Source organism: Pseudomonas sp. SJZ078 (assembly GCF_007828255.1).
Taxonomy (GTDB): domain Bacteria; phylum Pseudomonadota; class Gammaproteobacteria; order Pseudomonadales; family Pseudomonadaceae; genus Aquipseudomonas.
This window is the reverse complement of record NZ_VIUG01000006.1, coordinates 174,231-192,132: the sequence shown is the minus strand read 5'-3', so window position 1 is coordinate 192,132 and position 17,902 is coordinate 174,231. Positions and strand designations below refer to the sequence as shown.

The window sequence follows — 17,902 nt, the reverse complement described above, 5'->3', positions numbered from 1 at the left end:
TCACGGACCAGGAAGAACTGTCATGTCGCTACTGCTTACGCCCGAGAATACATTGCCGGCCGACGGCCTGGCCGGAACCCTGATTGGCCGTGCCTGGGTGCCCGGGCGGATCGCCGGCCCCTCGCCGATCGTGTTGCGCAATGACGGCGTATTCGATCTGTCGGAGCATTTTGCGACCTTGAGCGATCTGCTGGAAACAGAATCGCCATTGGCCGCCGTGAGGCAAACGCCGGGCACCTTCATCGCCAGCGTCGAAGCCCTGCTCGCCAACACGGGGCCCGAGGCCGATCTTTCCAGGCCTTCGTTGTTGCCACCGCTGGATCTGCAAGTGATCAAGGCCGCCGGCGTGACCTTCGCCGCCAGCATGATCGAGCGGGTGATCGAGGAACAGGCCGGCGGTGATCCGGTAAAAGCCGACGCCGTGCGAGCCACTGTACGCAGTGTGATCGGCGACAACCTGCGCTCGGTGGTACCGGGCTCCGAACAGGCCATGCGCCTGAAAGCCCTGCTGATCGAGCAAGGCATGTGGTCGCAATATCTGGAAGTGGGCATCGGCCCAGACGCGGAAATCTTCACCAAGGCCCCGGTACTCGCCGCCGTGGGTAGCGGCAGTTGCATCGGTATCCACCCCGGTTCCCAATGGAACAATCCCGAGCCCGAAGTGGTGCTGGCGGTGAACAGCCGTGGCCAGGTCCATGGCACCACCTTGGGCAACGATGTCAATCTGCGGGACTTCGAAGGACGCAGCGCATTGCTGCTGAGCAAGGCCAAGGACAACAATGCGTCCTGTGCCATCGGCCCTTTCATTCGCCTGTTCGATGAGCACTTCAGCCTGGACGATGTGCGCACCTGCGTGGTCGACCTGGAAGTCCTGGGCGAGGACGGTTATCGGATGCGGGGATCGAGCTCCATGAGCCAGATCAGCCGGGATCCGCTGGACCTGGCGGCCCAGACACTCAACGCCAATCACCAATACCCGGACGGGTTCCTGCTGTTCCTGGGTACCCTGTTTGCCCCGACCGAAGACCGAGACGCCGTCGGCAGCGGTTTCACCCATAAACCGGGTGACCGGGTCCGGATCAGCAGCCCATTGCTCGGCAGCCTGCACAACCGCGTGACCTACAGCTGTGAAGCCGCTCCCTGGACGTTTGGCTTGAGCGCCCTGTTGCGTAATCTCGCCGCGCGTGGATTGCTCGCACGCTGACACCGATGCGGTTTGTCGATTCATCCAACAATAAGAGAGACAAGAATCATGAGTGACACGCCCAAACGCCGCCTGCGCAGCGAACAGTGGTTCAACGACCCGGCACACGCGGACATGACGGCCTTGTACGTCGAGCGCTACATGAATTACGGGATGACCCGCGAAGAGCTGCAATCGGGACGCCCGATCATCGGTATCGCCCAGACCGGCAGCGACCTGACACCCTGCAACCGTCATCATCTGGAGCTGGCGCAACGGGTCAAGGCCGGTATTCGCGATGCGGGCGGCATTCCCATGGAGTTCCCGGTGCATCCAATTGCCGAGCAATCGCGTCGGCCCACCGCAGCGCTGGACCGCAACCTGGCCTATCTGGGGCTGGTGGAAATCCTCCACGGGTATCCCTTGGACGGCGTGGTGCTCACCACCGGTTGCGACAAGACGACCCCGGCCTGCCTGATGGCGGCCGCAACCACCGACCTGCCGGCTATCGTCTTGTCCGGCGGGCCGATGCTCGACGGTCACTACAAGGGCGATCTGATCGGCTCGGGCACCGTACTCTGGCACGCACGCAATCTGATGGCCGCCGGCGAAATCGACTACGAAGGCTTCATGGAAATGACCACCGCGGCGTCGCCTTCGGTGGGCCACTGCAACACCATGGGCACTGCCTTGTCGATGAATGCCCTGGCCGAAGCTCTGGGCATGTCGCTGCCGGGCTGCGCGAGTATCCCGGCGCCCTACCGCGAGCGCGGGCAAATGGCCTATGCCACGGGCAAGCGCATCTGCGAATTGGTCCGACAAGACATTCGTCCCTCGCAGATCATGACCCGCCAGGCTTTCGAAAATGCCATTGCCGTCGCTTCGGCATTGGGCGCTTCGAGCAACTGCCCGCCGCACCTGATAGCCATTGCCCGGCACATGGGTATCGAATTGAGCCTGGATGATTGGCAACGGATTGGCGAAGACGTGCCGCTGTTGGTCAACTGCATGCCGGCGGGAAAGTACCTGGGCGAAGGCTTCCACCGAGCTGGAGGTGTGCCCTCAGTCATGCATGAACTGCAAAAAGCCGGGCGCCTGCACGCAGACTGTGCCACGGTCAGCGGCCGAACCATCGGCGAGATAGTGAGCAGCAGCCGGACCAGCGACGTCGACGTCATCCATCCCTTCGACACGCCCCTCAAGCATCGCGCCGGATTCATTGTGCTCAGTGGCAACTTTTTCGACAGTGCGATCATGAAAATGTCGGTGGTAGGCGAGGCCTTCCGCAAGACCTACCTGTCCGAACCCGGCGCCGAGAACAGTTTCGAAGCCCGGGCCATCGTGTTCGAGGGCCCGGAGGACTATCACGCACGCATCGACGACCCGGCACTGGACATCGACGAGCGCTGTATCCTCGTCGTTCGCGGCGTCGGCACCGTCGGCTATCCCGGCAGCGCCGAAGTGGTGAACATGGCCCCGCCGGCGGCCCTGATCAAACGCGGCATCGACTCGCTGCCGTGCCTGGGCGACGGACGCCAGAGCGGCACCTCCGCGAGCCCGTCGATCCTCAATATGTCCCCGGAAGCCGCCGTAGGCGGTGGCCTGGCATTGCTCAAGACCAATGATCGCCTGAAAGTGGACTTGAACACCCGTACCGTCAACCTGCTGATAGACGAGGCGGAGATGGAGCGACGCCGACTCGAATGGGTGCCGCAAATGCCTCCTTCGCAGACACCTTGGCAGGAACTCTACCGGCAACTGGTTGGGCAACTTTCCACGGGAGGCTGCCTGGAACCCGCCACCTTGCATCTGCGGGTGATTGCTCGTAGCGGTGAGCCGCGGCACTCGCATTGAACCTCACTGCTTCCCGCTCAACATCCCGATCACCTCATACGGCGTCTGCAGGTCACGCTCGGGAATCTCCCAAATCAGCAACTTGGGGGGCGTCTCCCGAAAAGCCGGATTGCTGAAGTACTGGTTGGCACCGCCGGAAAACTCGCCACCGTCCTTGGCGAAACTGCCGACCGGGGCCCCCAGTGCCAATTCGAGGAAACCCACGAAGTTGGAGTTGCGCGAGAACGAGGTGCCGATCAACGCTACGTTGGGCAGGCCTTCATCGCCAAACAGATCATCGAGGTTGTCGCCGCCGTCCTCGGCAGCTCGCGGCTGCTCGCTGACTTGGGTGGCCGCGACGGTTTCCGGCGTGGGTTGCCAGCTCAGCGGCAGCCAGTCGATGCCGGCCAGGTGCACGAGGTCACCTGCACGCAAGGCCGCTGCGTTGGAGTGGGTTACAAAGGTTTTTTGTGGCGTAGCACGAATGCCCATTGCCTGTACCTGTTGCGCAATCGCCCGTGCCGCCGCGTTGGCGCCGGTCTCGCTCCAGTGTGTATCGGTACGCAGGTAAGCCGATGCACCCAACGGCTGCAACGTGGGTGCAAGGTTCAGCGCCGGTACCCCCGCCTGGCTCAGTGTCGCGGTCCACTCCTCCGCCCGCCGGGCCAGTTCGGCCGGGCGATCCAGGCCACACAATTGCTCGGCGGCGATGCGGCTCTTGTCCGGCACCACCGCCACCAGCAATTGAATGCCGCGCTGGCTCAGGCGCCGTTGGACGTCGATCACTGCCTTCGCCTTGGTCTCGGCGTTGGCCCGGGCGTGGTGGTTGATGCGCATTTCATCGGTCAGGAACAGCCAGCCCTGACAGCCCGGACGCACCCGTGGCCCGGTGTCATGGAACAGCAGCCAACTGGCGCCACGCTCCAGATTGGCGGCCTGTTCGGGAAACCAGGCGTTGGACAGCTGCTTGGCGATACGGTGGGTGACGTCTCCATGCATTACCGCATCGCGGGTCAGGTTGGTCGGCAGCATTTGCACCTTGCCGCTGAACAACAGCCAGCCGCAGGAAATCAAGCCGACACCGAGCAAGCCGATCAGTGTGTAGCCGGAGACTTTGCTGGTTCGGGTAACCAGGTCGCTGGGGGGTGGCGGAGCGCTCGGCGCAGACTTCTTTGACGTCGTCATCAGAACTGAAAGTACAGAAAAGGCACTGCTTCACGGCTGGCGATCAGAGCGAACGACAGCAGGAAACCGGCCACGGGCCAAAGGGCGACAGCCAATGCGAACCACGCATTGCCCGCCAGTCGTCTTTCACAGCGTACCTGCCAGATGGGCAGGATTACGCACGTCACCCCCAGCAGCGCCGCCAGGCCATGCACCGGGCGTAACGTCACCGCCAGCGCGTCGCCAAGGGCAAACCCGTGCAGGCCGAACTGCCCGGCGTACAGGGTCATGGCCGAGTGGAAGTCCGGAGCGCGGAACAGTGTCCAGGCCAGGCAAACGAACAACAGCGTCAACACATGAGACAGCGCACGCGGGACGCCAGGCAGGCTTGAGCGCGACCAGGCCCGGTCGACACACAACGCCACGCCATGGGCCGAACCCCACAGCAAGTAGTTCCAGCTATCACCGCCGTGCCACAGCCCGGCGATGGCCATGGTCAGGAACAGGTTGCGATAGGTTTTCCAGACGCCATGACGGTTACCGCCCAGGCCGATGTACAGGTAATCGCGCAGCCAGCTGGACAGCGACAAGTGCCAGCGCCGCCAGAAGTCCTGGATGCTGCTGGCCAGGTACGGTCGGTTGAAGTTTTCCGGGAAATGAAACCCCAGCATCAGCCCCAGGCCGATAGCCATGGCACTGTACCCGGCGAAATCGAAGAACAGCTGCAGCGAGTACGCCAGGCAACCGATCCAGGCGTCGACGAAGGAAGGGTTTTCCAGATGGAAGGCCACGTCCACCAACGGCGACAGGGTGTCGGCCACCAATACCTTCATGCACATGCCGACCATGAAGCGACGGGCACCGAGGGAGAAGTTCTGCCAGTTGAACCAGCGCTGCACCAGCTCGCGGCGGACCCAGTCATAACGAATGATCGGGCCGGCAATCGAGTGGCCGAACATGGAAATGTAGGTGGCGTAGTTGAGGAAACTGCGCTCCACCGGCACCGTGTGGCGGTGCACATCCACCAGATACGAAATCGCCTGCAACACGATGAACGACAACCCGGCCGGCAACGCGACCTTCTGCCACTCAAGCGGCATAGCGCCGTAGTGGGTCATCAGCTCGCTCCATGTGCCGGCGAGAATGTTCGCGTACTTGTACCAGCACAGCACGGCGGTGTTGAACACGATCAACGCGACTAGCAGGCGCAGGCGCCCACGGGAGTCCTCGCGGGAACGGTCGACCAGCAGGCCACCGACCCAGGCGACGATGGTCAGTACGACATGCAACGAAAGGAACAGCGGGCTCAGCCAGCCGTAGAACAACCAACTGCCTGCCAGCAGCACCCCGTTGCGCCAGCCGTGGGGGACCAGGGCGTAGATCAACAGGAAGGCAGGCAGGAACAGCGTCAGGAACTCGAGCGAAGCGAAAACCATGGCGACAGCGCAATCCGATCAGTGGGACAACGTGTCCGTGGCGGCCAGGAGTCGAGGTCCGGTGGCGGTCGGCAGCAGCAATACACTGTAGCGCTCGCCTGCCTTCAGTTCACCCAGATCCAGTGCAGGGCCGACATTGGCATTGGCGCAGACCAGTTGCACCGAGAGCTTCACCGGGTTGATCGAGCGACGTTGCAGGTTGCCTTCGGTCACGCCTTTGAACAGATCGGCCGTGCGACCTGCGGGGCGCAGGCTGGCATCGACGCAGCTGCTGTCCAGATTGAAGAAGCCCAGCGAGGCCTTGAGGCCGTTGAAGTCGTCCGGGATGTCATGCACGGTCACTTGCCTGAGCCCCTTGCCGTCCGGAAGCGCGACCACGGTGGCAAATTCGCCGGGCTCGGCTTTTACTTCCAGCGCCAGGCGCTGCTGGCCGCTGACCAGGGTGCCCTTGATGGCACTGCTGGCCGTGACCGGGAAAAACAGCGAAGCCGGCTGCGCCGCGTCCAGCTTCAGCGGCGGTTGGCCTTCCTGGGCAATAACCTGCATCGGCTCGGCGCTGCCGTTGACGAAGCGAATGAACGCAGCATCTTCGGCGGGACCGGTCGGGTACAGCGGGATGTCCGCCGCCGCCACGTTCAAGCTCGATAGCAACAGCGCTGCCGCACTCAGGACCTTGGCGTTGGTCATTTTTTCGCCCCTTTGCTGCTCAGCGCTTCAGGCGGCAGCTTGCCCAGTGCATTGCCGATCGCCGTGCCCCAGGCCTTGTAACCCGCCACGGTGAAATGCTGACCGTCCGTGGTGACCCATTGGCCCGGCTTGGAGAAGGTCAGCGAATCGATATAGGTGCAAGGCGCGACGTTGCTGGCCAGAAATTGCGACATCAACTGGGTACGCGGATCGTTCTTCTGGTACATACCCCCCGCCTTGCCCCACGCCGGGCCGACCCAGGCACATTTGGTGCCGGTGGCAGCGATGGCCTTGGTCAGGCTGGTCACGCTCTGCCAGGCCCAGGCCTTGGGAAATGCCGGTTTGTCGTAGGACGCCATGGTGTCGCCGATGACCAGTACTACCAGGTCGGGCTTGTCCCTGGCGATCAGCTCGGCGATAGGCGTTGTAGTCGCGTCACGGCCCTTGATCTCGATCTTGGCGGTGCCCTTTTGCTCGGCGCCACAATCGACTTTCTTGCTGATCAACCAGTCGCCGGCGCTGGCGCCACAGGCGCCGATGGAGTGAACGATCGCTCCCTGGCGGGTGAGATCGGCGTTGAGCGGTTCCATCAGGTGGTCCGCAAGGCTCATATGGCTTTCGCCGAGCACCAGAAGGGTCAGGCCGGCAAGGGCAGAGGCTGGCATAGGTATCTCCGGGAATCAGTTCGAATAAGGTGAGCGGTAAGGGCTGACCGGTAGCGCCATCGGGCTGCCCGTCATGTCCTCGAACATGTAGCGCGCATACAGGCCACCATTGAATTGCTGATAGTCGCTGGCGTTGTCCACGCCGATCGTTGCGCCAAGGAAGAAACGCGAACCGAACTTGTACTCGCCGGCTGCCGCCAAGCTGTAGCCCACACCGGTTTTGCTCTGGCCGGCGTAGCGCGAGTCGTTGGCCGCCTGGCGGTCACTGTCGTTCGGGAAGAAATCGGCGCCGTCCTGCTGGAAGTGCTGGATGCCCACCGAACTCTTGACCTGATAGGTAAAGCGCTCGGTGCGCTGCTGCCAGGTCACCGGCACGCCCAGGGCGAAATAGCTCTGCGGGCTGAAATAGCCGCCGTGCCCGTACGTGAAGAAGTCCTGGTTGTTTTCGTAGCCCAGCGCGGTGGCGCTCAGGCCAACGGTGAGTGAGTGGTCCTGCGTGTTGTCCAGATACCAATAGACGCCACCACCGAGTTCACCCCGGGTGTTGGATTCGACATTGTGGCCCACCAGTTCGTGCACGGAGCCATACCCGTAGGCACCGACCTGCGAGTCGTCGTAGCTCAGTTCGCCACGCACACCGTTGGCGGTCACCCCGCCCCACGATCCACCGCCAGCACGCTTGTCGGTGGTGCCGGCAAACGACGTCAGGCTGTCGGTGACCGCGCGACGCGACGCCGCGACGCGGTAACGGACATTGCCGTTATCGCTCAGTGGGCGATCGACACTCACGCCCCCCACCGCTGTCGCGTATTTGAAGCCGATCGGCGTGGTCCCGACATCGGCCTTGATGCCTTCATCGGGACGCTCGTACGCCACCCCGACGCCGACGCCTTCGGCGCGCTGCGAACCAATACCGGAGGTTGCGCTGGAGGCGCCGCCGAAACGACTGGCGGCCTCGCCCTTCACACTACCGGCCGTGAGCGCGACGGGAGTGATACGCACAGCCAGGCGGTTGTCGCCGGCCGGCACGTTCACTTCGATTGGATTTTCAATGTCGGTCAGTTTGCTCAGGCCCGACTCGCTGTTGTTGCTGCGAATGCTCAAACCTTCGGTAACGTAACCGCTGCGCTCCTGAAGAATATCGTTGAGGGCCCGCTGGGCCGAGCTTGTCGAATCGACGACGGTCATTACCGTTCGAGGCTGCGGCTGTGTATTGAAGGGATTGCTCTGCGCGACCGCAGTCCCCCGCACGGAGGCTGTTTGACCGTTGCTTCGCGGCTGGCCTGGATAGGCATCGGCAGGCACACCATCGGCACTGGCGAGCATCACGCCGCCATTGAGAATGGCCTCTGCCGGTGGTGGAATGGCCGATGCCGGTGCGCGCAAAACCTGCCGACGCTGCCCAGCTCCGCCAGCGAATGGGTTCGCCGCCACATTCATCGCACCAGGCTGGGCGGCCAGGCTGCGTTGCTTCTCGCTCTGCTCGATGGCTACCGCTTTACGCAGCACTTCAGTTGCCTTGCCGCTGTTGCCCATCGCACGGTAAATGCGCGCGACTTCAGTCAATGATTGCGGATCGTAGTTCTGCAACGCCATGAACTGTTCCAAGGCATTTTCCGCGTAGCCGTTGTCGTGGGCGAGCACGGCAGCATCGGCTGCGTTCAACAGCACCAACGGGTCGTTCGGGTTGCGCTTGAGCAAGGGCTTGTACAGGTCGAATGCCTTGGCGTTGTCGCCATTGGCGGTGTACATCCTGGCCAGTGCCGAGGTGGCGGCGACATCGCCCGGACGTTGGGCCAACGCCGGCGCCAAGGTGTCGTAGGCCGCCGCCAGGTCACCGCCTTCGCGCAACCGGTCAGCCTGACGGATACGGTACAGGTACAGCACATCGTCATAACGCTTGCGGGTCGCGACGCTCAGCGGCTGATTCTGCAAGCTGTTCAGGATCGAGTTGACCTGGGCGTCGTCCCCGGTCTTGAGCAGCAGGGATGCGTATTGCAGCATCAAATCGGCCGACGGCGCGCTGCCTTGGGTCAGCAACGAACGCATCATCGACAGCGCCTGCTCGACATCGCCGGCGTCGACATAGGCCGATGCCAGGGTCGCCGTGCGCTCAGGGCTGCGACTGGCCATCGGTTGCAGACGATCCAGCAAAGCCAGGGCTTCCTGACGCTGCCCGCGCTTGGCCATGGCCGCCGCCAGATTGATTTGCGTGGTCAACGTGACCCGATCCGCCAGCTCGTTCATGTCCGCGCTGCGGCGGTCGACGGGAATCCGGTTGATGGTGGCCTGGGCGTCTTTCCACTGCTCCATTTCCACCGACAGCAAGGCACTGGTGTACAGCGCATCGACGTTGTCCGGGTGACTTTTAAGAAAGGCGTCGATCAGGTCACGGGCCTTTTTCGATTCGCCGGCTTTCAGATACAGGCGCGCGAGACTGAAACGCGTCCAGACATTCTCCGGCTCGCTGTTCACTGCATCGACCAACGCATTCTGGGCACCGCGGATATCGCCACGTTGCTCGGCCAGACTGGCCATCTGGGTGGAGCGCAATGCACGCAGCTGGCCGGTGTTGCCAAGCATGGCCTGTTCAGCGGCAGGCAGGCTGTCCAGCAAGCCGAGGGCTTCGTCGGCCTGCCCGGTTTGCGACAGCACATTGACCAGGCCGCGTATGGCCTGCGGGTTGCCAGGCTGGCTCGCCAGCACCTGACGGTAGTTGGCGACTGCGCTGTCGAACTGTCCGGCCTGGGCCTGGATATCGGCCAGGGTAAGGCGAGCGTCCAGGCCATTGGGATTCATGCGCATGGCCTGGGCGACAGCTTCGCTCGCCTTGGCGGTCTGTCCTCTGGCCTGCAGGTCACGCCCCTGCTGCAACAGCGCCCAATAGCGAACACCGTTCAGTGCCGGTTTCCAGCGGCTGCCACCGGTGCTGATCGCCCGGGTCAGCAATTGCTCGGCTTCCGGGAAACGGCCCTGCTGCTGACGGACCACACCCAGGCCACCCAAGGCATCGCTATCATCCGGACGGGCCTTGAGGCGCGCCTGGAAGGCCTTTTCCGCGCCGGCCTGATCGCCCTTCTCCAAGGCCCGCAAGCCGCTGGCCACCAGCGGATCTTGTTGCCAGGCGGAGCCACCGGTGGCGGCAGCCTTCTGGTGCCCCTTGTTCATCTGGTCACGGATTTCCTGGTCGTCCGGGTGTACCTTCAGGAACTCTTCGAACAACGGCACCTGGGCAGCCGTCGGCGGGCCGATCCAGACCAGCGCCAAACGCCAGCTTTCATCGGCATCACCAGCGATTTCCACGCGTTTGGTCAGCCTGGCGAGCACGCGAGCGCCCTCGGCACGGCTGTCTTCGTGGCGAATCAGTTGCTTGCCATAGAACAGCGCCAGGATCGCATCATCGGGGGTTTCACGCAGCAGTCGCTCCATACCCTGGCGTGCTTCGGCCCAGCCGTCGGCATTGAAGGCCAGGTTGTTGTAATACTCTCGCCCGACGGTGCCTTCCGGGGTCAGGCCGTTGAACATCTTGCGGAACACCTCTGTCGCCTTGTCGCGCTCACCGGCGTCGACCAGGCGACGGGCCTCATCCAGGCGCGCCTTGTTGTCCGGCCTGGCCAGCGCAATGTCCTGCTCCAGTTGGCGAGCCATCCACGGCTGCGGCGACAACGCCTGCAGGCGCGCCAGATACTCCTGGGCCTGTTGCGGCTTGTTCTGCTTGACGCCGATCAAACCCATGCCATAGAGGGCATCGACCTGATTCGGATCCAGGCGCAGGACTTTCTGCCAGATCTCGGCAGAGCGCGACGCATTCGAGCGGGCTTGCCAGTACTGGCCTTGTTCGACCAGTTGGGCCTTGATGTCCGTGCCTTCGGCGTGAGCACCGGAGGCGATCAGCGCAATGAAAACTGCAACAGCTAGCGTGGAACGGCGCGGGCGCATGACGTCTCCCAGGACAAAGTGAGCGTTCCGTCATCACGGAACTGGTAACGCTTCTCTGCCCAACCCAACCCGAACAGGCTTAGCATGACGTTGTAATAGAGAGGATCGGCATCTTGGTCGCTGCCTTTAGCGAATGCCGCAGCAATACCGTCCTGGGCGCGACGTTGTTGTTGCTCGGCCAACCATGGGTGGCCCTTGGCAATGAAATACGGCACCAGCGCCGCCGAAAAGCCGAACGGCCCCGTGCCATCGACCGCAGCGGACATCACTTGGGCTTTTTCTGGCGGGACACCCGTCGACGCCGTACTTTGAGCCATGCCATCCAGGGCTTCCAGGAGCTTTGGAGCCGCCGGATCGATCTTGGGCGTCATCCCTGCCCACAGGTAGACGCGAATCGCATCGTAACTGCCCAGCCCACCCTTGATCGGATCGGTCACGAACAGTCCGGACTGCGCCGAAGTCCCGCGATAGCCCACCCAATCCCCGACATAGCCCTTGGGACTGGCACTGCGGATCAGTTTGACGGTGTTGTCCGCTATCTCCTTCCATGGCCCTTTCGGTTGCTCTTTGGCCAGCCGCAGAAGTAATGGCCGAGGCAGATAGCTCGGGTTCAGGCGCCACAGATGATCTGGCTGAACGAAACCCTCGGGGCCCGGCAAGAGCATTTTCCCGAGGCCCGGCAACGTGACGACCAGTTTCGACTCAATGGTCTTGAGCAACTGCAGCGCATCGACACGGTACTCGGGACGCTGCCACAGGCGCGCGGCTTCGAGCAGCGAATAGACGATCCACAGGTCGGCATCGGATGCCGAGTTGGCATCCTGGAGTTGCCATTGCCCGTCCTTGCCCTGCCCCCACAGCCAGCCCGGCAGGCGGGTCGCGGGGTCCGAGCCGAGCAGGTTGGCGCGAGTCCACGCCCACAGATGCTCGAAGCGCGCCTGATCGTTACTGATCAGCGCGAAGAGCATGCCGTAGGACTGTCCTTCCGAAGTGCTGTGATTGGCCTCCATGCTGGAAGACAACATCCGGCCATCGTCCTGGATGTAGCGAGTGGCCCAGGACTCCCACAGGGGCCAAGCCTTGGCGGCACACGCCGGCTCCGTCGCGAACGACGGCAAGCACGTCAATGACACGAGGGAAGCCAGCATGGCGCAGGCAGTGCTGCGCAGCCAACCGCTGGGCAAGGCGCGACGCTTCATCGATACGGTCTCACGGTCACGCTCAGACACTCAGTCGCTTCCTGGCTTTGGAACGCAACCCCAGATAGGCAAGGCCGCTCAGCAACAGCACGCCCAGGGCCGTCATCAGCAACGTCCAGCCCACATGGCGCGACATCAGCCATTGCACGTACTTGACCGGCGAGAGGCTGCCGACGAAATACTGCTCGTCAGCCACCAGCGGCTCGATAGTCTTGCCACGGATGACTACCAGGCTGCCCTGAATGGCGCCAGCGTCCTGGTCCGTACGGCTCAATGCTTCAGTGGCCTGGGCCAGGCCGGCAGCGTCGCCCCCGGCAATGACCACCACACTGCGGCCATTCTTGAGCGGCGACTCGAAACCGGTCAGATAAGTGTTTGGCTGGCCACCGGAGAACGCCATGGCCAGGCGGCTCTTGCGCAGGTTCGCTTCAGGCTCGGAACTGAGCCAGTCCTGTATACGCAGGGTCAGGTCAGACACTTCGAAACGTTGCTGCTGGCCGGTCCCGACCGCTGGCAGGCGATCCGCCCACTGGGTCAGCAAAGGCTGGTTCGCGCCGGACGCCATTACCAGCAGATCCTTGTCGGCAACGCTCGGCGCCTGTGCCGCCTGGATGACCGTCACACCGGTTGCGGGATAACCGGTGGAGTCACCGAAGCGACCCAGTACGGTCAGGTAAGCGCTGACGTCATTGAGGCCGGCGTTGTCCGGCAGCACCACGGCGGTCTGCGACAGGTCAGCCATGCGGGTGAACGGGAAGCCGGCGTCCTTGAACACACCCAGGTTGGGCATGGCCATGAAATGGTCGTAGTCGGTCAGGTCCAGCGTCGACTCAGGGTCGATGCCGCCGCGCATGTTGTCGATGATGATGTCGCGGCATTCACCCTCCTTGATGTAGTCGTACATGTAGCGCAATTGCAGGCGCGACTTCAACGCAACGGCATTGAGCGGCAGCAACACGCGCATGTCGCGCACCAGGGTTTCGTCCTTGATTGCGCTCAACAGACTCTTGTCCAGACGCTCCAGCGAAGGCAAGGTCTCGGACTTGATCAGGCCATCGTTGAAACTGACGATGAATGACGAATTGACGGATTTGGGCTGCGGCGTATAGCGATACTTCAGATTCAGCGGTGCGCCGTCCTGGTGCCAGTTGAACAGATCCGGCGGGAAGTTCAGCGGTACAGTGATGTCGCCCGGGTTGTACCCGGAAACATTCAGTTGCTTGCTCGCGATCAGCTCACCCAACTTGACCGGGCGATCGGTGGGCAGCCAGTTCGGTGCATCATATGGCTTGCGCGGCTTGAGAACATCGAGTCGGTTGATGACCACCGTGCTGCCCGACAGCGCCTGGCCGCCGACCGACAGCGCAATGGCGGCCAGCTTGAGTTCTTCGGCGTTGCGCCCCGCCACCACCAGCAGCTTGCCGTTGGCGTCGTTCGGGTTGGTCAGGATGCTCAGGGTCGGCCCCTTCGGCGCAGGAATCGACAATCCGCCAATCTGCGCAGGGGCGTCGCCGTTGAGCACGATCACACCGTTGCCTTGGGCGGGCAGCGTATTGAGCTGGGCTCGGAAGCTCGCCCCGCGATAGCTCGCCAGGGCACCGAACCAGGACGACAGCGCACCCGCTGCCTCGAGGGTGCCATTGTCCGGCGCGGCGCTGAAGATGATTGGCAGATCCAGGGGCCGGGCATCACGCCGATCGAAGAACGGCACGGGCATCAGCGAAAGATCGTTCGGCAACGCCAGTGGCGAGGTCTGGATCTGCAGCACAGAGTCATTGCTGACCTTGGCCCACAGGCTCGAGTGCTGGGGATCCTCGCAGCTCATGGTGTAGTGACCGATGAACTGCACGCTCAGGCGATTGAACTCGGTGATCAACTGCGGGGGAATCTCCACCGTCTGCTTCTGCAGCGTGCCGGCGTTCTCCTTGGGCAACGGCACACTCGCCGCGACTTCGTCGTTGACCATGATGTTGATCTGGGACAGATCGGGCAGCAGCGCCGGCGAATAACTGTATTGCAGCGTCAGATGCGCGCCGGTCACCACCTGATCGGCCCGCACGTCAAAGTTGACGCTATCGGTCGCTTCGACACCGTGCAGGTTCATCGGGTAGGCGCGCCCCAACTGCTTCAACGTCAAGGTGTAGCCATTGCCTGCGTCCGCCGGCGCGGTATCGGCGAACACCACGCCACCACTCAAAGCCAGCAGCGTTGAAGCCAAAATGACCAGCGAGCGCCTGTTATCGCGCTGGCCCACGCCTGAAAAATGCTTAGCGTTCATTGCTTGTCCATGAGGTTTTCGAGTGGTTGGGAAGACGGCCGGCGGGCAGAAAGGAATCTTTGCAGCTCGGCGAGGGTGGCCTTGAACAATTCGTGGATCCCCCCCATGCCGATGAAAGCAACATCGCGCAACGCAGCCAACGGGGTGTCCACCTGTCGGCCGCCCCAAGTCGATGCCCAGGTGTCGGCACGCGAGAACGTCAGGCGCACCAGTTCGCTTTGCTGACGCAGGCTCAGCGGGTCGAACTGCGCCCCCAGAAGATTCCCGCGACTGAACATCACGGTGCCGGGGAACACACTGACCTGCTGATTGCGAAACAACGTCATGCGCAGGCGCTCGCCCTGGGCGATTTCAACACCATCCGGCAGACGGAAACCGAGGCCCTTCTGCGAGAAGTCCTGGGTGATGGCGTCGAACGTGCGTCCGTCCGCCAGCTCAATGCGCACCGGCAGTTCGGCGGCAACCCGCGGTTCGCTGCGTACCTGGCGCGTTTCACTGGCCACGGCCACCGATGCGCTGGTAATGATGACGTTGTAGAGCGTCCAGGCCATGTTGATGAGGATCGTGGTCATCGCGCCCTCCTCACCCTGGCACAATTGCCAGAGGCCGAAGGCAATACCCGCGACGTTGAGGGTCAACAGGACAATGTAGGGACGCGCCAGTTTCCACTCGAAAAACTTGCGGTCGATGATCCCGCCCTTGTCGGTCACGTTGAAACCGCCGAACCTGGGGTTCACCAGGGCCATGAACACCGGGCCCATGATGTACCAGGCCAGTACCGTCTCGTAGACCTCGTTCCAGAACGAATGCCGGAAACGGCCCTGGATCCGTGAGTTGGTCAGGCTGGCATGCAAGATGTGCGGTAGCACGTAAGCGGTGATCATCAACGCCGAGGCGTGGAAAATCTGCGCCCCGAAAAACAGATAGGCCAAGGGTGCCGTCAGGAATGCGAGACGCGGCAGACCATAAAAGAAGTGCAACATGGCGTTGAGGTAGCACAGCCGCTGCCCCAATTTCAGGCCGCGGCCCATCAACGGGTTGTCGGTCCGGAAGATCTGCGCCATGCCGCGTGCCCAGCGGATGCGCTGGCTGATGTGACGCGAAAGGCTCTCGGTAGCCAGGCCGGCCGCCTGAGGAATCGCCAGGTAGGCGGTGTTATAGCCAGCACGGTTCATCTTCAAGGCGGTGTGAGCATCCTCGGTCACGGTTTCCACCGCGACGCCCCCCACTTCCATCAGCGCGGTACGGCGCATCACGGCGCAGGAGCCGCAAAAGAACGTCGCATTCCATAAGTCGTTGCCGTCCTGGACCAGGCCATAGAACAGCTCGCCTTCGTTCGGGACGGAGCGGAACGTGTTGAGGTTTTTCTCGAACGGGTCTGGCGAAAAGAAAAAGTGCGGCGTCTGCAGCATCGCCAGTTTTGGATCCTTGACGAACCAGCCGAGGCAGATCTGCAGGAAAGAACGGGTCGGCACGTGGTCGGCGTCGAAGATCGCGACGAACTCTCCCTCGGTGACCTTCAGCGCTTCATTGAGGTTACCGGCCTTGGCATGGCGATTGTTGTCACGGGCCAGATAATTTACGCCAATGCTGTCGCAGAAGGTTCGGAAATCTTCACGACGCCCATCGTCGAGCACGTGCACACGCAGTTTTTCCTTCGGCCAGTCGATTGCCTGGGCGGCGAAGATCGTCACCTTCACGATATCCAGTGCTTCGTTGTACGTCGGAATGAATACGTCCACCACTGGCCATTCGGAAGGCGGCGTACTCATCAGCACCGGTTGGCGCCGCAGGGGCCAGGCGGTTTGCAGGTAACCGAAGATCAGGACGATCAGCGCGTAGAGTTCCGCCGCCAGCAGGCCATAGCCGAACAGTATGTCGAGCCAGTCGTCGAAGCCCAGGGTCGAGGTGATCCGCCAGTACATGTAGCGCAGCGAAGCCGTCAGCGACAGACCGATCAGCAGCACCACCGGGAACCGGCCGGATTGTGTGCGCAGTATCAGCGCGGCGACAAAACAGCCTGCGGCGAAATAGCACTGTGATTGGAGGTCGAAAGGCACCGTGATAATGAACAGTGCCAAGAGAACCGAGATCAGCAGGACACCGATCTGTACGGTGCGACGAACCCCCAGGGAAAGGCTCTCGAACCCGTCAGCCAGGGTTTGCGCCCAGCGTTGCAGGTAGCCGGGCACTTCATGTTGTTCGTTGGACTGACTCATGATGCGCGACTACCTGCCAATGCAGAGGTCCGGACAGGTGACTTCAGCGCATCGGCAATGGCCAGGACTTCCTGCCGTGCAGACGAGTCTTCGTCTTCCAGTAATGGGTTGACACCAAAAGCGAGGCCTTCGCTGATGGCATGATCGAGCGGCAGGACACCGATCAATTGTTTGCCGAAACGACGCTTGAGCACTTCCAGCATGTCCTGGCAGAACGTGCGCGAGGCATCGAACTGGTTGACGACATAGTGACAGTCCCGACGCCAGGCCTGATGGGCACGTCCTTCGAGCAATCGATCGATGGGGTCCAGCGTCATGAACGAGGCCGGGTCCGGCGTGATGACGACGATCAGTTGGTCGGCGACATCGAGTACCTGCTCCAGATACAGAGTGCGGCCAGGCGGTGTGTCGAGAATCACCACATCGTCAGCCGCCAGATCCATGCGCGCCAACTGCCGCGCCAACCAATGAGTGTCGTCCTCGAGGAAACGCTCAAGCGCGCGACGCTCCTGTCCCGAGACCGGACCGAAAGGCAGGACGCGGGTTCCGCCGATGCCATCGAGCAGCAAGCCGCTCCAGCACTCGCCGGTCAGGCTGGCGCTGGCCATGCCTGCGACATCCGGACTGACACCCAGGTGATATTGCAACGCGTTTTGCGGATCCAGATCGATGGCCAGCCTGCGCCCCTTGGCACCCAGCGCGCCCGCCAGTGCCGCACAGAGCGTACTTTTGCCCACACCGCCCTTTGGCGACACCACCGCGATGACCCGGGCCGCAGTGACCGCTACAGAACCGTTCGGGATCGACCGGCGTAACGCCTCCTCGTTCTGCGCACGTGCCTCGGCCTGACGCTCAAGCGCGACTTCAGCCAGCAGGGAGCGTAAGGAACCAGCACTGGCGGGGACTGAAACAGGTTCGGATACCGCCGCGTCGGCCGACATGGCCTCAAGCAGATCATCCAGCACCGGCTCGACTCGCCGGTCCAGCGGATGAGCTAGCGTCGCCATCGTCTCAGGCAGCGGCTGCGCAGTTTCGATTGACTCAGGAACAACAGCTGCCGGCGGCTTTTCCGTCACCACGAAAGCGTCGGATGCAGCAGGTACCGGAGATTCTGGCAATTCCTTGTAATTGAAGGAATTCTCCATCTCGATATAGCTGGCCGCACTCTCTCCGAACCTGCTCATCAGGTTGTCAATATCATTTGTCCGATTCATAAGCCCTTCACGGCGAGGTCAGTAGCATTCGGGCTCGTATAACGGCAAGCGAGTGCATTCGCGTGGCGAAATGATATCGTCAATA

The 17,902-nt window shown here is 62.4% G+C and carries 11 protein-coding genes; 2 read left to right on the top strand and 9 right to left on the bottom strand.

All coding sequences use genetic code 11. The features are described 5' to 3' along the window. The first annotated feature begins 22 nt into the window (after positions 1-22). Together FBY02_RS08675 and FBY02_RS08670 are read left to right on the top strand one after the other, a co-directional pair. Positions 23-1,204, top strand: a complete 1,182-nt coding sequence (locus FBY02_RS08675; protein WP_144926040.1) for a fumarylacetoacetate hydrolase family protein — start codon at positions 23-25, stop codon at positions 1,202-1,204. Positions 1,205-1,252: 48 nt separating this feature from the next. Next, a complete protein-coding gene (locus FBY02_RS08670; RefSeq protein WP_144926037.1) occupies positions 1,253-3,037 on the top strand; it encodes an IlvD/Edd family dehydratase in 1,785 nt (594 codons plus the stop codon). Positions 3,038-3,040: 3 nt separating this feature from the next. Here the strand turns inward: FBY02_RS08670 and FBY02_RS08665 are convergent, their stop codons facing one another. The 9 genes from FBY02_RS08665 to bcsQ are packed head-to-tail and all read right to left on the bottom strand — an operon-like array spanning position 3,041 to position 17,787. Then, entirely contained in the window at positions 3,041-4,201 is a 1,161-nt protein-coding gene (locus FBY02_RS08665; protein ID WP_144926034.1) for a cell division protein FtsQ, read from the bottom strand. Further along, the gene (locus FBY02_RS08660; protein ID WP_144926032.1) at positions 4,201-5,616 is read right to left on the bottom strand and encodes an MBOAT family protein; all 1,416 of its coding nucleotides are present in this window, start codon (positions 5,614-5,616) and stop codon (positions 4,201-4,203) included. Before FBY02_RS08660 ends, FBY02_RS08665 begins: the two co-directional genes overlap by 1 nt. 18 nt (positions 5,617-5,634) lie before the next feature. Next, positions 5,635-6,303: an alginate O-acetyltransferase AlgF gene (locus tag FBY02_RS08655; protein WP_144926029.1), complete on the bottom strand. Its 669-nt coding sequence runs from the start codon at positions 6,301-6,303 to the stop codon at positions 5,635-5,637. Continuing rightward, on the bottom strand, positions 6,300-6,968 hold the full coding sequence (locus tag FBY02_RS08650; RefSeq protein ID WP_144926026.1) for an SGNH/GDSL hydrolase family protein: 669 nt from the start codon (positions 6,966-6,968) through the stop codon (positions 6,300-6,302). Before FBY02_RS08650 ends, FBY02_RS08655 begins: the two co-directional genes overlap by 4 nt. A 15-nt stretch (positions 6,969-6,983) precedes the next feature. After that, the gene (locus FBY02_RS08645) at positions 6,984-10,907 is read right to left on the bottom strand and encodes a cellulose biosynthesis protein BcsC (protein WP_144926023.1); all 3,924 of its coding nucleotides are present in this window, start codon (positions 10,905-10,907) and stop codon (positions 6,984-6,986) included. Next, positions 10,883-12,106 (bottom strand): cellulose synthase complex periplasmic endoglucanase BcsZ, encoded by a 1,224-nt coding sequence (bcsZ, locus tag FBY02_RS08640; protein WP_371921409.1) that lies wholly within the window; start codon positions 12,104-12,106, stop codon positions 10,883-10,885. Before bcsZ ends, FBY02_RS08645 begins: the two co-directional genes overlap by 25 nt. Before the next feature lie 22 nt (positions 12,107-12,128). After that, complete coding sequence (bcsB, locus tag FBY02_RS08635; RefSeq protein WP_144926020.1) at positions 12,129-14,384, bottom strand: cellulose biosynthesis cyclic di-GMP-binding regulatory protein BcsB; 2,256 nt, start codon at positions 14,382-14,384, stop codon at positions 12,129-12,131. Beyond that, positions 14,381-16,603, bottom strand: coding sequence for a UDP-forming cellulose synthase catalytic subunit (bcsA, locus tag FBY02_RS08630; RefSeq protein ID WP_144926017.1), 2,223 nt, complete (start codon positions 16,601-16,603; stop codon positions 14,381-14,383). Before bcsA ends, bcsB begins: the two co-directional genes overlap by 4 nt. Further along, positions 16,600-17,787 carry a cellulose biosynthesis protein BcsQ gene (gene bcsQ / locus FBY02_RS08625; RefSeq protein ID WP_256662488.1) on the bottom strand — a complete coding sequence of 396 codons (1,188 nt, stop codon included), beginning with the start codon at positions 17,785-17,787 and terminating at the stop codon, positions 16,600-16,602. The genes bcsA and bcsQ overlap by 4 nt, the downstream gene beginning before the upstream one ends. Between the last annotated feature and the right edge of the window lie 115 nt (positions 17,788-17,902).

What these genes read in the sequence shown, in the direction of transcription:
- bcsB (WP_144926020.1), bottom strand. Translation starts at nt 14,384, where the DNA reads ATGAACGCTAAGCATTTTTCAGGCGTGGGCCAGCGCGATAACAGGCGC.
- bcsQ (WP_256662488.1), bottom strand. Translation starts at nt 17,787, where the DNA reads ATGAGCAGGTTCGGAGAGAGTGCGGCCAGCTATATCGAGATGGAGAAT.
- FBY02_RS08655 (WP_144926029.1), bottom strand. Translation starts at nt 6,303, where the DNA reads ATGACCAACGCCAAGGTCCTGAGTGCGGCAGCGCTGTTGCTATCGAGC.
- bcsZ (WP_371921409.1), bottom strand. Translation starts at nt 12,106, where the DNA reads ATGAAGCGTCGCGCCTTGCCCAGCGGTTGGCTGCGCAGCACTGCCTGC.
- bcsA (WP_144926017.1), bottom strand. Translation starts at nt 16,603, where the DNA reads ATGAGTCAGTCCAACGAACAACATGAAGTGCCCGGCTACCTGCAACGC.
- FBY02_RS08645 (WP_144926023.1), bottom strand. Translation starts at nt 10,907, where the DNA reads ATGCGCCCGCGCCGTTCCACGCTAGCTGTTGCAGTTTTCATTGCGCTG.
- FBY02_RS08675 (WP_144926040.1), top strand. Translation starts at nt 23, where the DNA reads ATGTCGCTACTGCTTACGCCCGAGAATACATTGCCGGCCGACGGCCTG.
- FBY02_RS08650 (WP_144926026.1), bottom strand. Translation starts at nt 6,968, where the DNA reads ATGCCAGCCTCTGCCCTTGCCGGCCTGACCCTTCTGGTGCTCGGCGAA.
- FBY02_RS08665 (WP_144926034.1), bottom strand. Translation starts at nt 4,201, where the DNA reads ATGACGACGTCAAAGAAGTCTGCGCCGAGCGCTCCGCCACCCCCCAGC.
- FBY02_RS08670 (WP_144926037.1), top strand. Translation starts at nt 1,253, where the DNA reads ATGAGTGACACGCCCAAACGCCGCCTGCGCAGCGAACAGTGGTTCAAC.
- FBY02_RS08660 (WP_144926032.1), bottom strand. Translation starts at nt 5,616, where the DNA reads ATGGTTTTCGCTTCGCTCGAGTTCCTGACGCTGTTCCTGCCTGCCTTC.